General features: G+C 58.7%; 17 protein-coding genes. All 17 read right to left on the reverse strand.

Annotation, left to right across the window (positions count from 1 at the left end):
• On the reverse strand, positions 1–1,023 hold the full coding sequence (locus AD664_RS27985; protein WP_256207162.1) for a hypothetical protein: 1,023 nt from the start codon (positions 1,021–1,023) through the stop codon (positions 1–3).
• A 17-nt stretch (positions 1,024–1,040) separates the two neighbouring features.
• On the reverse strand, positions 1,041–1,745 hold the full coding sequence (locus AD664_RS27575; protein WP_371260998.1) for a DUF6453 family protein: 705 nt from the start codon (positions 1,743–1,745) through the stop codon (positions 1,041–1,043).
• Positions 1,746–2,004: 259 nt separating this feature from the next.
• Complete coding sequence (locus AD664_RS25270; RefSeq protein ID WP_053151007.1) at positions 2,005–5,571, reverse strand: phage tail protein; 3,567 nt, start codon at positions 5,569–5,571, stop codon at positions 2,005–2,007.
• A 331-nt stretch (positions 5,572–5,902) separates the two neighbouring features.
• On the reverse strand, positions 5,903–6,169 hold the full coding sequence (locus tag AD664_RS27360; RefSeq protein WP_083454260.1) for a hypothetical protein: 267 nt from the start codon (positions 6,167–6,169) through the stop codon (positions 5,903–5,905).
• Positions 6,166–6,756: a tail assembly protein gene (locus AD664_RS25275; protein WP_053151009.1), complete on the reverse strand. Its 591-nt coding sequence runs from the start codon at positions 6,754–6,756 to the stop codon at positions 6,166–6,168. The genes AD664_RS27360 and AD664_RS25275 overlap by 4 nt, the downstream gene beginning before the upstream one ends.
• Positions 6,757–6,813: 57 nt before the next feature.
• A complete protein-coding gene (locus AD664_RS25280; protein ID WP_053151012.1) occupies positions 6,814–7,158 on the reverse strand; it encodes a hypothetical protein in 345 nt (114 codons plus the stop codon).
• Positions 7,159–7,203: 45 nt separating this feature from the next.
• The gene (locus tag AD664_RS27580) at positions 7,204–7,827 is read right to left on the reverse strand and encodes a hypothetical protein (protein ID WP_157061600.1); all 624 of its coding nucleotides are present in this window, start codon (positions 7,825–7,827) and stop codon (positions 7,204–7,206) included.
• A gap of 455 nt (positions 7,828–8,282) precedes the next feature.
• Positions 8,283–8,447: a hypothetical protein gene (locus AD664_RS27585; RefSeq protein WP_157061601.1), complete on the reverse strand. Its 165-nt coding sequence runs from the start codon at positions 8,445–8,447 to the stop codon at positions 8,283–8,285.
• 25 nt (positions 8,448–8,472) lie between these two features.
• A complete protein-coding gene (locus tag AD664_RS25290; RefSeq protein WP_053151019.1) occupies positions 8,473–9,237 on the reverse strand; it encodes a C40 family peptidase in 765 nt (254 codons plus the stop codon).
• A gap of 2 nt (positions 9,238–9,239) precedes the next feature.
• The gene (locus AD664_RS25295) at positions 9,240–9,989 is read right to left on the reverse strand and encodes a phage minor tail protein L (protein WP_053151022.1); all 750 of its coding nucleotides are present in this window, start codon (positions 9,987–9,989) and stop codon (positions 9,240–9,242) included.
• A 9-nt stretch (positions 9,990–9,998) separates the two neighbouring features.
• Positions 9,999–10,337, reverse strand: coding sequence for a phage tail protein (locus AD664_RS25300; protein ID WP_053151025.1), 339 nt, complete (start codon positions 10,335–10,337; stop codon positions 9,999–10,001).
• Positions 10,337–13,381 carry a phage tail tape measure protein gene (locus AD664_RS25305; RefSeq protein WP_053151028.1) on the reverse strand — a complete coding sequence of 1,015 codons (3,045 nt, stop codon included), beginning with the start codon at positions 13,379–13,381 and terminating at the stop codon, positions 10,337–10,339. The genes AD664_RS25300 and AD664_RS25305 overlap by 1 nt, the downstream gene beginning before the upstream one ends.
• 27 nt (positions 13,382–13,408) lie before the next feature.
• Complete coding sequence (locus AD664_RS25310) at positions 13,409–13,711, reverse strand: DUF1799 domain-containing protein (protein WP_053151249.1); 303 nt, start codon at positions 13,709–13,711, stop codon at positions 13,409–13,411.
• A 17-nt stretch (positions 13,712–13,728) separates the two neighbouring features.
• Positions 13,729–14,109 carry a phage tail assembly chaperone gene (locus tag AD664_RS25315; protein ID WP_053151031.1) on the reverse strand — a complete coding sequence of 127 codons (381 nt, stop codon included), beginning with the start codon at positions 14,107–14,109 and terminating at the stop codon, positions 13,729–13,731.
• Between the two features lie 2 nt (positions 14,110–14,111).
• On the reverse strand, positions 14,112–14,783 hold the full coding sequence (locus tag AD664_RS25320; RefSeq protein WP_053151033.1) for a phage tail tube protein: 672 nt from the start codon (positions 14,781–14,783) through the stop codon (positions 14,112–14,114).
• 69 nt (positions 14,784–14,852) lie between these two features.
• On the reverse strand, positions 14,853–15,272 hold the full coding sequence (locus tag AD664_RS25325; RefSeq protein ID WP_053151036.1) for a phage tail terminator-like protein: 420 nt from the start codon (positions 15,270–15,272) through the stop codon (positions 14,853–14,855).
• Entirely contained in the window at positions 15,269–15,853 is a 585-nt protein-coding gene (locus AD664_RS25330) for a hypothetical protein (protein ID WP_053151039.1), read from the reverse strand. The genes AD664_RS25325 and AD664_RS25330 overlap by 4 nt, the downstream gene beginning before the upstream one ends.
• Between the last annotated feature and the right edge of the window lies 1 nt (position 15,854).

A 15,854-nucleotide genomic window follows, 5' to 3' on the forward strand; every position in this document is an offset into this window, starting at 1 on the left:
TTATATCAGTTCGCGCCAATTGACCAACGCGGCAGTACCGTTACCCGCAGAAGCGCTATAGACCGCACCTGGCGGTACTATAACTTGAGGTAGTGAGATGTAGTTGCCAGCAACGCCGGCGTAATTTCCGTAAATCGTAGTTGAGCCGACCGAAGCGAGCGCTACAGTGGTTGCAGTAGATGTAGGGCCAATAATACCGGCGATCTGAATGGGACGCCCCGTTGTGTTCGTGTAGCTTGTTCCAAGTGCACGACTTGACGTGACGTCAACCCAGCTTTGCGAAAGTCCTAGACTGCGTGTATCGGTGAAGGAAACCGTCTGCAAATGACGAACATACATGATGCCGGTGTTTACGCTTATTGCGATTTGCCCGGCGCTGGTTGTGCTGTTGAAACGATTGACCCACAAGTTATAGGTTCCGAATGGGAGCCCTCTCGTGCCTCCCGATGCAGTGACCAGGCTGTACATGCCTGTGGCCAGGGTAGGCGAATCAAGATCGGATATGGAAATCGGCACTGAGGTGAGGCTGCCCAAGCCGAAAGCGTTGGTACTGCCGGTCCCGCCTTGCGCGATACTGAGCGCGGTGGTGAGCCCGGTCAAAGACGTGATGTCGCTATTTGCACCTGACTTAGCTGCCGCGATTCCAGTGCGGGCTTCTGCCGGTGTGGTGCCCGCCGTCCCGCCTTTACTTACAGGCAAGACGTCGTAGTTACCAGTGGTCTTGAGGGCGGCTAGCTGCGCTCCGTAAGTGGTGACAATCGCACGCAGAGCGTCGGCCGAGTCCTTTACATAACCCTGCATGGGAGCCAGGGCATAGGCGCCAGCGGCCGCGGTTGTGCCCAAATACGGCGGATCAATCGACATCGCGGTGTTGCTCGCAATATTCGTGACCTCATACCAGCGGCCATCCGGACCACGGAAGGCATCACCAACCCGGCTGTTCACAATGAACGCTGTGCCAGTGCCTGTTACGGCATTGGAATTCAGAGTGACGGAGACCGTCCCAGTTTTATACCAAGGCATGATGGAATCTCTTAAAATTAGGCTGTCAATTTTGCAAGAACAGCGGGTAGCGAAAATGCGAAAGGATTACTAAGGGCCGTTGTAGTAAACCACAACTTAGACAATGAAAAATCAAAGTAAATACTTGTGGATCTACCACGAACATTACCCGCCACCATCCTCATGCCTGCATTATTAATTAGAAGATACTCCCCGGCAGCAATCATCGGGATTGAGTACCAATTAATATAATAACCCTGGTCATCCAAAGTTGATGTTTCGTATGTCCAATTCTGAGCAAATCTTGAAAAAACTGCTGGCTGACTCCCACTATCAAAGATTAGACCTCCTGCCGAATTCCACAGCCTCATCCCATACCCTGACTTTGGCGTCGGCGAAAAAGTCGCTACAAAGTAGCTGCCCGTAGTAGAGCTATTTGAAACGACTGTGACCCCTGTCCAGTTACCAGCAGATCCTGAAAATCTACACCCTAGGTTTACTACTCCGCCATTGTTGTTTGGACGAATAAAGAACAATGGTGGCTCTTGACTTGTAATAGTCGGGCTAAACTGGATAGACACAGACTGCGTATAAGAGCCTGACTGCATGACACATAATCGTGCAAATTCAGAGTCTATTGAAATCAAGCCAGAGTCATTGAGCACTGTTAGGCCGTAAGCCATCAGTAATACCTCATAATAATAATCCGCATAGTGGATTTTGATATGAAGGGCCCAGAATATCCATTTATATAATTGCGCACGTAAACGACATCATTCGCCACTTCTGTTTCGAATTGCCTGTCGTCGTCTGTTGGAATTGTTATTGGAAGTGCAAGCGCGACAGTATTTGATGGATTGCACCCTGGTACGGAGAACTGACGGGTCTCCTTATCTTGAGAGGCAGCGAACGAAACGAGCTGAGATAAAACGATGCGCCATGTCGCGGTACCGGTATCAAACAGGAGCGCCCCATCGGCGCCCCACATCCTTACTCCATGGCTCATGCGTCAAGATCTCCGAGTTGCACGCGTTTCACACCGTTCTGGTCGAAGACCTTCACGGCTCTGTTTGTCATTGTCAGCCTGCCTCCGCCCGGCGCAGGCCCGTTGAACTCCAGATTCCCGGCTTTATCCAGGCGCCAACCCTGTACCCCAGCAACATAGTTGTCGGATTGCAGGTACTGGCCGATCTTCAGCATCGTGATGCTGCCGTCCTGGATGAACGCAGAGTTCATGAACACCTGGCCGCCCTGGACCGCGAACGGCACCGAGACAGCGCCGCCGGCGATCGTGTTGACGATGGCGAACCGGTCAGCACTGACCAGGAACTGGCTCTGCAAGCCTGCTGCGGTATTTTCGATGCCCAAACCGATGCCGGCGGCCACATACTTTCCGTCGGCGGTGAGCTGCATTTTCACCGACCACATTGTGCTCAGCTTTCCGTTGGTATCCGCGTAGGCCGTGGCCGTCTGCTGAATCGCTGCCGAGTTCTGCCCCACCGTTGCGGTCAGCTGGTCGATCCTGGTCGAGGTTGCCGAATCGTTCGTGGCCACCACTTGTTCCAGCTCGGTTAAGTTCGCTGCGTTCTCCCCGATCTGGGCGTCAAAGGTTGTAAGCCTGGTGGCTGTCGCCTCACTTTCCGAAGCCCGAACACTGGTTTCCTGAGCGATTGCAGCGGTGCTGGTCCAGCCCTTAATGGCATCGGCGAGGTCGCCCTCTCCGTTGTCGTCGCGGTAAGAAGCCCGTAACGCCTCGAATGCCGTAGCCTGGGCGGTGACCACCCCGTCAAGCTCAACAATCTCAGCGGTGTTGGTTGCCACCTGCTGCGCCAGGCCGTTCGCAGTTTCAACAGACTGACCAACATCCAGCCAGTAGGTGGTGTTCGGCGGCGGACTATTAACGGGAACCTGAACTTTCGCCTGGTAGATCCGCTCGTCCTCGATCACCATCTGCCCGATCTCATACACCTGATCAGGCTTGTAGGCTGACAGGCCGTCGAGTGCATCGATCTGCGCCTGGAGGCCTGGGATTTTCTCGATCTCGTCCCGCAGGTGCTGGCCGAGCTCCGCCTCGGTGATCTGACCGGCGATCAGGTCTAGGATCGGCCCAGCATTCGAACTGGCCTGCCCAATGACTCCGTTGCCAACCGGGTACCAGGGCCCGATGTTGCCGGTCCGATCCACCAGGCGCGCCCAGAAGAAGAACGTGGCGCCTGCCAACAGGCTCTGCAACGCGTAGTCGCTCTGGGGATACGCCAGGTCGGCCAGCTTCGTAGCGTTCTCCAGTACGTTCGTTGGCCCGTACCAGATCTCCGTCCGCTGGGTATCCTCTGCGCCAGCAGGGAAACTCCACTTCAAGCCGATGCCGAACAGCAACGACGCTGCCGTCAGGAACGACACCGCCGGCGGCAGGCCTTCCTTTCCCTTGAGGTCAGTCAGAGCCGAGTTGCGCCAGGTGGACGAGATGTCGAAGGCGCTGACGGCACGCACGCGAGCGACGTAGGCACCAGCGTAGATACCGACAACGTCCACGTTGGTCGAACCGGTGCGCTGAACCTTGATCCAGTTACCACTGTCCTTGCGCCACTCGATGTCGTACGCCACTGCCCCTTCCACGGCGGACCAGCTGATGGTCATGGTGGCAACGGCCAGCCCCTGAACAACCGATGAGGTCGACGCGACCGTCACGCTCGCCGGCGCCGGAACGACAGTGATCGGGATGACACTGATCGGACGGTCCTCCAGGCGCGCCCCTGTGTCGATGTTCGCGAACTTGCTCGGCTCGTACTGCAGCGCTCTGATTTCGAAGTCGCCCTGGGTGGTTCGCTTGGTCCTGAGCACCCGATACAGCGGGATCGCCAGGTCATCCGCATCCAGCGCCCACTGAAGTTGCGCCCGGGGCGCCTCGCTGTAGGCGACTGTCACGGTGACCGCGCGGCCGGCCACGCTCTGCACGGTGCGGCCTTCCGCGCGACCGCCTGGCAGGTTGATGATCAGCCGATCACCGGCCTTGGCCTGGGTATCACGGTCCAAGGTCACAACCCGTCCGGCGGCGGCAGAAATGCGCCCGCCGATCTCCCGGCCAGCCAGCAGCGAGTCGGCCACCGGGATAATGTGGCCCGGGAGCGGAATCACGCCCTCCATGCCTGTCTTGAACGTGACAGTGCGATCCAGGTTGTTGCTCAGGATCGCCCACTTGCCTCGGCGCTGGGCCTCGGATGCCCGGGTGCAGCCAATGGCGCTCAGTTCGGTTGGCCGGTCGCCATAGCGCCGCTGTAGAGTAAGGTCGGAAAACGGGATGACGTCGGTGTCGTAGTTGTTCGCCGGGTTGTCGTAGCTGACCAGGGCCCTGGTGTAGCGAGTCTTCGCCGAGGCGCTACCGTAGGAGAACTTCCCGTCGATGACGTTCGCCCGGGTGAAGACGTAGTCGAAGTCCTGAGCGCGCGGCATGTCGGCCTGCATAATGAGCTGGCCCTGGGCCCAGTAGGTCATGCCCCGGTAAATGCCGGAAATGTCCCGCAGCAGCGTCCAGGCATCGGCCTTGCCCTGCAGGTTCATATCGCAAAGGAAACGCGGTTCGGTCCCGCCCAAGCCGTCCGGCACCAGCTGGTCGCAGTACTGCGCGATCCGGTACAGCTCCCACTTGTCGACCATGAACGACTTGATGCGCTTGCCCAGGCCGAAACGGTCCTCGGTGCAGACCCCGTAGGTGATCCAGGCGGGGTTATTGGTCCAGGCCTGCTTCATGCTCCCGTCCCAGGTGCCGGTGTAGGTCCTGGTGATTGGGTCGTAGTTGCTTGGCACCTGCCACTTCCGGGCCTTGCACTTCACCGTGACTGCTGGGATGTTCGTGAACTGCTCGGCGTCAAACTCGATGTAGAGAAGCGCTGTGTTCGGGTAGCGCAGCTTGGCGTCGATCACCTCAGTGAAGCCAGCGACCAGCATGGTGTCGGCGATCTTGTTGCTGTTCTGGTTGGGCGTCAGGCGGCGCACGCGGATCTGCCAGCCGGTGGTGGTCGCGGGCAGATCAACGCGCTTGGAGCGCTCGTACCGGGTGGTTGTCTTGCCGTCTACCGCATCGACCAACACCTGCTGATAGGCGCCGCCATCCGTGGCCACGTCGATGGCGTACTCGATCCGGTAGCCGCCAATGTTGCCTTGGTCGTCCTGGCGCTGGAGGGCGGGCCAGGCGAACCGCAGGCGCACAGCCGACAGCTGAGTGTTAGTGACCGACCGAACCCAAGCTGCATCGCTGCGCAGTTCGATGTTGAGCGAGGTCTCGTTCTCAACCGAGGGGATGCCCGGGATGTAGGTCTGATCGACCGACCCGCTGCGCCATTCCCACTTAACGTTCGGGAAGTTGACGTTGCCGCTGGCGTCGTTGATCGGCGTGTTGTCCAGGAAGATGCTCGCCGCCGAGGGCGCCTCTTCAAACTCGCCCTCTCCCACAGCAATCAGCAGCTTGGCAATGTTCGTGGAGCGCAGGTTGTCGCTGGCCTCGGTCGGGGACTTAGGCTTTTTGTCTCCGCCCTTCGCGCCGTGAATTTCAATCTTGCGTGCTGCGCCCATGCTTTCCTCCAGGCGAAAAAAAACCGCCTTGTGGGCGGTCTGTGTATCTGTACAGAGTGGATGAAATTCCAGTAACGCCATGGCTGTGGGCGGTAGTAGCGTTACGCCTTCAAAATCCAAGGAGCGGTCATGACAATCAGAAGCCTTGCTAAAAACCTTCCGAAGGATCCAGATAACTCAGGCTGGGTATTGGGCTGGGGCGTTGTACAAAGCTCGCCATGGCAATTCATCGACATATACGCCTCGAAAGATGTGGCCGAGACTGCTGCGGAGGCTCATGGTCCGGGATGTCGAGTCGTTTACGGATCTCACCGGCTGGGCACCGACGATTTTATGGTCGCCGGGGAGCCGCCTTTGACGGGCTGCTCAGGCTGAAATCCATGCGACAGTTTCCTGAGATCAGAGCGGCGGTGAGACCGGGCTTTCCACGATAATTTCGCGTGTAGCCGCCTAGCGATGTGCATTTCCCAATGAAACTCTCGCGGTGGATCTCGCGCCCGTTATCCAGAACGGCGACCACTGCTTCGTCGCCGCAAATAAAGCCGCCTTCGAGCCGGTGCAGATCATTGATCGTGATGCTGTAGGTAGCGTCGGTCACGTTTTATCCTCCGCGTAGATCGATGCAGAAATGATCATCCCGCCCCACCTGCGCTCACCGATGCAGATCGGTACAGGGTTGCCGCTGGCCGTGGTGTTCTTGGCGCTGCCGAAGGCGTAGGACGGGGCGTTCTCGGGGCCTGCACTTTGCTTGAGGCCCGAGGCCTGGGGACTGAGCATTTGGATGACGCCGCCGGCGACGAGGGCAATGCCTACTGGTGCCAGAGCCTGAAATCCAGGGATGAACGATGCTGCAATCAGCACAGCCCCGACAATTGTCTGGAGCAAACCTGCCCGCTTGCTACCAGAGATAACCGGAACAATCCGAATTTCCTCGGCGCCACCAAGGGCGAATTCCTTCTCCGCGACATTCTTCCGGTTGCGAAAGATCGCAAACCTCATGCCCCGTCGCTCCAGATCCTTGATTGCCACATCGAAGCCGTCGAGCGTGCACTTCAGGGCCTTGAACGCCTCACCGACCGTTTTGCTACCAAGTTCACGGCGGTGGACCCGGCCAAACAACTTGATCAGGGGCCCCGACAGCAGGATGGTGGTCATTGTTTGATGGCTGCAGTTGATCGCCGACATGATTTTCTCCGGACATAAAAAAGCCGCCCGAAGGCGGCTCGACGTACTTGATTCGACTTACAGGCAGCCTCTCACCGCCTGCTCCATATCGGCCCGCCCATATCCAGGGGCCCAGGCCATGCGCTGATACAGCTTTACAGCGCTGCCCTTCGACGTCTTGCGAATGCTTAGCAATTCGTCGGTCATGTTGTTGGTCGCTGCGATGAGGCGGTAGCCATACTCCGTCTCGGACATGTTGACGTCGCTGCGCGCATCCTGCCATCTCGGGAGGACGCAAAGCGCGTAACGCTTCGGGTCCTTCGTGGTGCTGGCCGATATGCTTGGGTCCTTCGATTCCAGGTCGCCCGGCGAAACACACCCCGCCAGCAAAGCAACAGCCACCGCGCCTACAAAAAATCTCATGGGGTCACTCCTGTGGGGAAGAGTGCAAGATATCACTCACACCCGTCACTTCGAATCCCAGCGTGTAATGGAGCTTTTCACAGAGTTATCCGGCTGGATGCATGCACCCAACCGCATTGGTGGAATCTGACTCGGTGGTAGTAGGCTGACTTTATGGGCTACCGTCCGACAACCCTTAAATTTCCCGCCCTCCACTATTGCGAGGAAATACGCCTCGTAGTCGACGCCTGGTTCAGGGATAAATGTAAGCGCCGGAGGCATGCAAAGCACGCCACCAATGTTCTTTATGTCCACTACAAACGGCTTGCCTGCGAGCACTACCATCTCCGAATATTTTTCATTCAGAGCCGTTCCTTCCGAAAGTCGCCACGAGCTGGGCATGCCAATACTGAGCTTGGAGTAGTGCTGAACACGTTGCAAACGCGCCTTAGGGCCAGGCCTATTTAGAGGTTTCACCGGCAATTCTTTACTCAACTCTTCGCAAGAATACCCAGTGCTATAACTCGCTTCCAATGACGGAGACCCTGTATAAATGCGCACTCTTGCCATAGTTGCAGGATCGTAGTCCACCTTCACGAAGTCGACAGGTTGAGGTAGTGGAACTGGCGGGGCGTTGTGGGAGCTGCAAGCTTTAAGGATCAGCAAGACGCACAAGAGAATCTTTTTCACACTTCGTCCTTGGATGGAACCAGAGCTTGGATGATATCGCCTAGCCACCATGCAAACAATTCCGACCACCCTGTACGAATCCCCAGTAACGCCCCGCCTCGCTCCGATAGTAGCCTCTTGCCTTCACGCTACGGATTCCCCAGTCCATTGCCTGCAAGCCCAAGGACTGGGATTGCGCCAATGTCGGCGCGTTTATGACCTGGAGGTCAACATGTCAGCAATGACGGCAGAAAAAGCCATAGCTCAGCTTAGTAATCTAGTCTTGGGCCTTTCCCGAATTCTTGCTCACACCCACCCAACCGAGACCAAAGTTTTCATCGGCGCCGCGATTTACGCTTCTAGAAATGACGGAAGCGGCGATGAAATCGGAATGGAGTTATGGAATAAGTGTTTCCCGGGCCAGCCACTGCCGACGCCTACTTCCGGGGACATATTGGAAACGATGGCGAGCAAGCCTAAGCAGTAATTTTCCCGCTTCGGACGGCAGCAGAATAGACCAACTCCTGCGAGATAATAACGCTGCCGTCTTTGGAAAGACTCCAAACCGGCGAACCATCTGGATTTTTTGCAGAACTGCAAATGACGTCGGCGATCTTGGCCCGCGTGATGTTCTTTTTCATGTATTTCTCCTGCGACGTTGCCGCGTTATGGGATTGGTTGTGCATCTTTGTGCCTGAGAATCAGGCGAGTACGATCCAGCCAGGGCCCGCCGAAGACGATGATCTCGCTCGGCCGGCCGTAGAGATGGTGCAGCAGGAAAGGCCCGGGACCGAACGTCTCAGCGTGCTCGCCAGGCAGTGCTGGTTCAGTGCCGAGGAATATCCCCGCATGATTCGGGTGCACCGTCCGTCCCACCTCCATCACGATCATGTCGCCGCGCTGCGGCTTGTCGACCCGGTAGAAGCCGGCCGCTTCATAGTTCGCCTCGTAGAGGCTGGTGTTGTCCTTGCTTTCCCACCAGCCGTCGGCGCGCTTGAAGGCTTCGAACTCCAGCCCCCACTCGCGCTTGTACCAGTCCGCGCAAACCTGCCAGCAGTCCCACGCGCCGTGGACGAATGGCCGCTTGAGCAGTGGCGTCTCGCCGGTGGGCACAACCGTCCGAAGGTCGCCCTCCGGCCAGCTCAGGATGTGCCAGGGAAGCTCGGTTGCTTCGCACATGGCCAGGTCCCGGGGCGAAGGCCTGCTGGTGGCGTCAGGGTGGGAGTGAACAATGCCGATCACCTCGCCCAGATCTTCCGCCGCGGCGTATTCCTCAGGATCGATGCGGAACTCCTCGTTCGGCTCGGTCGCGGTATTCGTGCAAGGGAAGTACTGCTGCTTTCGACCGACGGCCAGCAGAAGCCCGCAGCACTCCTTCGGGTACTCAGCCGCTGCGTGCGCCTGAATGGCGCTCAAAATGTGTTTGCGCACGGTCAGCTCCTGGCAATAAGGGAAACAGCAGGGAAACCACCGAACGGCAGCGGGTTTCCCTCACCGAAGCGCGGGATGCAGCCACGGCCTAGGGTCGCGTCACATTCGTCCAGTTCTGGGTTGTCAGTGACGACGCCGTCCTTGGTGACGTAGGGCCCGGTATAACCGCAGTTCGGCCCACGGTAACCGCCGGTGAGGCACCAGTGGCACAGCGTCGTGGCCTGGCGACCGATTGACTCACCACCAACATCGCCCGGGCTGGCAAGTTCCCAGGTCACTGTCTCCCCGTCCTCGTTCGTCTTCTGGTCGATATACCAGACCTCGATCGTCTCTTGTGTTGGGTCGGCCTGAGAATTGCCATCGGGGAAGTTCTCGGCGTCCAGGTACGTGCCCAGCGTGTGCCGCATCGTCAGCTTGAACTCGAGCAGGTCATCGAAGGCTAGGCACAGCGCCGTGATCCGCCCGTTGACGTTACCCACCGACAGCGTTGGTCGGACCGCCGTGCCGTCGCCGTTGGATTCGATGCCGTCAATCTGCATCGGCCAGGCGCCGTACTCGTTGCCCTGCCACCAGATGGCCTTGGCCGGAAGTTCGTCCGCAGCCGAACCGGCGACGATCAACTCGGCCTCGGTGTGCGGGATGGCGTGCCCATGGAAGCGCAGCACATCCGCGCCGTAGTCCGACCCGTCCAATTCGAAGAGCAGCACTTCGCTGCCAGGCTCAAGAACCTGGATGTCACTGATCAGCGGCATGGTTGCCCCTTATGGCTGGAAAGCCCGGTTGAATGTGGCGGTGAGTTTGTAAACCCCGCCGCCGATTGGGGTCGGAACAGGGTTGACGCAGGTGAACAGGCCCAGCTCGCCGAGCGGAGTCGTCCATAGGAAGGCCTTCGCGCCGGCGTGCCGATCCAAAAAGCCCATGATCTCCAGTGCCACGGCCTTCTGGCCGATGACCGTTATCGGGTAGGAGTCTTCCTTGTTGTTCGGCCCGTCGCCTGCCGTCTGCTTGTAGCCGCTCCCGAACTGCGAGGTCCGCACCCGGTAGGTGATTTCTGGCGAGTCGCCGCGCTGGGTGAGCCAAGTGAACGTTTCAATAGCCATCAGGTCCTCCCATTGATAACGCGCCAGATGGCGCCGCCTGGCTGCAAGCCTCTGGCAATCGCAGTTTCTGCTTCAGCCTTGGCCGCTTGCTGGATGCCTTTGCCCAGTTGGGTTGTGTCCTCCTGGGTTGTGCCGCCAGCGCCAGAAGTCTGGACCGATACAGCGACCGGGAAGTTGTACATGTTCCCCCCGCTACCTCCTCCCCCGCCAGTTACCGCTCGCACGCCAAGCTGGCCGCCAGCCGTGCGAGTCAGAGGCATGATCGCCTCTTCCCCGGCCTCACCCATGATCCCGATCCCGCCCCCAGCCATGCCGAACGCTGTCGGCTTGCTGACCACGGAGTTGGTGAATGCGGCGCCATTGGCAAACATCTGCACGCCGCCCGACCAGGCGCCGCCCTTGGCCTGAATGCTGCCCGGGGTAAAGCCTGATAGGTCTCCGGAGTATCCCGCCTGGGTAGAACCGGCGGACGAAGCACCGCCAAAGTAGGAGCCAGCAGCGGATGCAGCCAGCCCGAAAAGCGCACTCAACCCTTCCGAAGCCGCCGTCCTGGTAGCAATCCGAGCCATGTCCGCCAACACCGACTTGGTGAAATCCGAAAACGAGCCCTTCCCGGTCATCGCGAAGTTGACGACGGCATCTTCCATCGAGCTGAAGGCGTTACCGAACAACGCTTTCGTCTGGCCGGCAATGTTGCGCGCCGAATCCAAGTAGTTGGCCCACGCCGATGTCGCGCCTTTCGTCCAATCGCCCTGGGCGGCTTCAACATCTGCATAGTTCTGGCGGATTTGATCAGTGGCTTTTTTGTTCGCGTCTGCGAGAGCCTGGGACTTGCGAGCAAACTCCTCATCCGACATGTTTCTCGAAGGGTCGGAACGCTGGTTCTCAAGTTCCAGAGCCTGCAGGGCGAAGCGGTCTTGCTGGCTGTTCAATTCACTGTTGAGCGCGTTTTGACGGTCTCCCTGACCTATGCCCAGCACAGCACGCTGACCAGCCAGTTCGAGGGCGCGCTGTTGCTGGCCTAGCGCCTGGACGTAGGAACTAATCGCCCTCTCTTGCTTGGCGAGTCGCCCGGTCTCATTGGTCGCCAACACTTCAAGCTGGCTATCCGCATCCTTTTGCGCCTTGACCATCCCAGCACGCGCATCGGCGATCTTCTGATCCAACTGAATGCTTTGCGCGGCAGTCGTGGTCTTCTTGCCCTTGGCCGCCTTCAGAGCCGCAATCTCCGCCTCGTAGGCAGCGGTTACCTCGTCGCGCTCGTTACCGATCAGCGCTTCGCGCTTAAGCGCATAGTCGGCCTGGGAAACAAGTCCTGCTTTCTGCTCCGCGTCCAGTTCCTTCTGGGCATTTTTGTACTCTTCGGTGATGACCGCCAAGTTGTTCTTGGCGTTGTTGAAACCGGTCAAATCGACCTGGGTTCCGGCGGCCTTCGGATCTTTGAATTGGTCGTTGATGTTCGCCAGGTTCTTGTCAATTACCGCCTGATTCAGGCGCGGGTCGTTGGGTGTGACCTTACGGATGTCCTCGAGCTGCCGCTTGTACTCCTTGATCGCATCGTTGCGCTTCTGCTCATTCGTCCACGCAGACTTGGCGAGAGCATCGACCTTTGCCATCGACGAGATGGCGTCGGCTTGGGCTTTAGCCTGCTCACCCTCCCATTTGGCGATATCCGCTTGGGCAGCCTTCTGATCCTCCAGCATGTTCAGACGATTCTGATAGAGATCGATCATCTCTTGCTTGTTCTGAAACAAGCCAACATCGCCGGACTGCGCCCCGGCCAAATCGCGGCGAGCCTGCTCAATGTCAGAATTGAGGTCTGGCCGGCCGATATTCTTTAGGCTGTCCGCCGCCCTAGCGACTGCGTTGTAACCCTTTTCCCAGAAGCTGAGGTTCTCTAGGATCCGTGGGGTGCGCTCGTTGATGGCGTCGGCATACTGCTCGGTCGCCAGCTTCACAGCACCGGCGTGGTCGCCCTGCTTCTCCAGCGCAGCAATCTGCGAATAGACCGAGGCCGTCAGGTAGTGATACTGCTCGTTCAGCGCTGCCGATGCCTTCACCGGGTCGTCAGCAATCTTTGCGAACTCGGCGACCGTTTCCTTGGCAGCCTTGCCGGTGGCTTCCTGCATCGACACTGCAGCCTGGGTGATGCCGAGAAAGCTGTCGCCTGCGATTTTGCCGTTGTCCGCCAGCAGGGCCAGTACTTCAGCAGCCTGCCCTGTCGTCCCGTCGGTTGCGCCAACTTGGCGCGCCATATCCCCCAGCTGAGCAGCACTTTTTCCAGCAAAATTCCCCGTCAGGATCAGGGCCTTGTTATAGGTGTCTTGCTCCTCGCTGCCCCTGTGGTAGGCATAGGCCAAACCGCCGACGGCCGCAGTGGCGAGAGCTAGCGGTACAAGGATAGCGAGCAGCCCTGCAGCGCCCGCTCCTGCTCCGGCGCCCAACTGGGCTACGGCGCGCGCACCACTGCCCCAATCGCCGGAAGAAAGCGCATTACCGAGCTGTACGACATTCTCCTGAGCTTGCCGAGTGCCGAGGCGCAGCTTGTCGAAGCCGGTAGCGGTCCTTTCGAGCTTTTCGTAGTCCTTATCGATCTTGCTCAGGGCACTGTTGTACTGTTCCTGGCTGATTCGCCCTTCGTCGAGATGCTTGCCCAGTTGCTCAACTTGGGTATCCAGTTTGGCCAGCGCAGCGCGAGCAGGATCAATGGCGCCCAGCAGGCTGTTCAGGGCCTTTTGCTCATCCATGGCCGACTTGGCCAGGGCTACCTGCTGTTTGTCGAGCTGCGCCGAGATCTTCGCGGCCTCAGCCTCTCCATAGGCGCCTGTCCTTGTCAGCTTCGCCAGCGCGTCACGCTGTTTCGCCAGGTCTTGGGTGGTTTTAGCGCTGGTGGACAGCGACTTCTCCAGCGCCTGCATTTCGTTCATCAGCGAAACGGCGGACTGCTCGGCCCGGCCACCGGCCTTCGCCATTTCGTCCAGGCTCGTTTTTGCCTGGATTGCATCGGCCGAGTCGATCTTGACGCCGAGCTCTGCAATGTTCATCGACTCACCTTGAATAAATGCCCGTGGTCACGGGCGGTTTTCCCTTTCCTCCGCCATGACGCGCAGGGCTTCGCCTTCCAGCACCTGCAGGTCAGGGAAGATTTCAGCGAGCTTTTTCTTCTTGATGCCGAGGAAGCCGGCCACGTCGCGGATGCAGCTGTAGTCGAGGCCGATTGCGCCGCCGGCGCCGGCACGCCATTGAGTGGACATCCTGTTGAACAGGAGGAAGGCAGACCAAAGACATGGCCAAATCTCAAACTCTTCCTCTACGTCCTCAGCGTCCCAGCCAAATGCGGCAAGCTGCTCCGCATTGGGAGGAGGCTCATACAGGGCGCGGGCGGCGCGAATCAGTTTCCCGTGCGGGCCTTGGCGTAAGCAGCTTGGTAAGCATCTACAACAGCCTCGGTTGTTCCGTGGCACGAGGTCACCAGCGCCTTGATTCCCTCGTCGTTGAACTCGTCGTCAAACTCCCAGCCAACAACCAGATCCTTGATCTGCCGCATCTGGTTTTCGGTGTCGACAGCAACAATTTCGGACACGGTAGGCGTGTCGCCTAACCGATCCAGACCATCCTTACGACGCTGGTTCCACTCATCGAATAATGCCGCCAGCTCAATCCGGTTCCGATATTTGAAGGTGAACTCAACCTTCACCGGATCTTGGCCAACCACGGGAATCATTACCGTACCCGGGAAAGTCGGTGCTTGGGCAATCTTGAACTTAGCCATGATTAAGCCCCGCCGCCGGCAGCCACAGGCGCGCGATACGCGGTGATTTCAGCGTTGATGGTGAAGCCAAAGGAGACTGCCGCGCCTTCGTTTCGCACCAGCGTTGGGGTTTTGTTGAAAGAGGCGTAGCCGGCGTAGTAGATCGTTTTGCCGTTGGGCAGCGACATGCGCAGGATCCGCACTTCCTTTTCGCGATCGGCCTTATCGAGCTCTTCGTACCAGGCCAGGCTGTCGTCGTCGGCCAGTTGGAAGGCGAACGCCTGCGCATTTTTGGTGGTCGGGATCTGCTTGTCGCGACGCGCCTCTAGCGGCGCATAAGTCCAGTACTGCTGCTCGCCGCCGGATATGGAGTTGCCGATCACCTGGTTGACGGCTACCCAGCCGGTAACTTTCTTGGCAGTACCGCCGCTGATGCCGTCCGGGAAGAAAGCAACATTGGATGTATCGATGCCTTCCAGGGTGAATGCGCCTGCGGCCGCGTTGGATACACGGACGGCTCGCTCATTGATGTCCTCCCAGCCGGAGGTGATCAGAAGGATATCTCCATTGGCAAAGCCGTTTGCAGCGCTGGTAGCGACACCAGGGTTCGCGTTGCTGATTGAAGAAATCAGCTTGGCGGCAGCGAATCCGGTGGAAATCGAGAGTGTTGCCCCGTTGGGGAAATAAACAGACATGGGTTTTCCTCTTTGCAGAAATGACAAAACCCGCTCAAAGGCGGGTCCAGGATTTGCCCAACGGGCGGGTTATGGAGTGGTGTCGGACCGGTATGAGAACGATAGCGGTACGGTGTAGGTTGAATCGCCCGTGATGCCTGGGCCCATCTCTACCGGGGTCATTGGCGTGACGACAAAACCGTTTTTGGTATCCCGCACGTAGAGGGGGAAAAGTCCGATTAGCTCGTCGGCAATGGGATTCGTCTTGGTCTTGCCGGTGCCCGCCGGCGCGATGATGCTCACCTGAAACACACCAGTGAACAGACGGTGGTCGCCGCCCAGCGTGTTGCTCGCGGTATCGCCGGGGATCGTGAACGCTCGCAAGTAGGTTTCATCCGCTGCCGGGGTGTAGGCCATGTTCTCGAACACGATCTTCAACTTTTGCGGCCTGGCATTGTTCCAGGCGATGAGCTTGGCCTCGTAGATCGAGGCGATGATTGCGTGGCTCATACCTGGTTGTTCCTGACAGCTTCCAGCACGATCTGTTGGAAACGCGCCACGGTGACCCGCACCATGCCGCCGGGGGCCTGGGTGGAATGGCCGAACTCCAGCGGGATCGCGTAGGGCAAATCGTTGATGATGTATGCCATCTGGCCTGCGGTGAAGTCGCTCATCGCAGCCACCAGAGCGGCGTTAGTCTCGACGCCGCTCGGGTCCACCTCGTCAAAGGTGACGTTCTCGACTACGCCAAGCGAGATGTGCCAGTTCGCACGGAACCGCCCACCGACGTATCCCTCGGGTGCCTTGACGTCCATGCCGTCGTTGAGCTTGCGGCCTTTTTTTAGCCTGCCGCCCTTGGTGAGATTGGCCGGGTCACTGCGCAGAGCGGCGTTGTGGTCGTCGACAGCCTTGTTGTACTGGGTCGCCACAGGGTTCTGAGCCCATATCTCCGGGTTACCCACGGGAGACATGCGGATCAGGCTTGTGCCAACCTCGATGATGATTTCGCGCACACTGGCGTCGATTGCTTCACCGGTCTGGGCGGCGAACTCGGCGAGGCTCAGGGCGAAGCTGCCGGATTGTGCGGCCATG

The sequence above is a fragment of the Pseudomonas sp. P97.38 genome, assembly GCF_001269745.1.
Classification (GTDB): domain Bacteria; phylum Pseudomonadota; class Gammaproteobacteria; order Pseudomonadales; family Pseudomonadaceae; genus Aquipseudomonas; species Aquipseudomonas chlororaphis_E.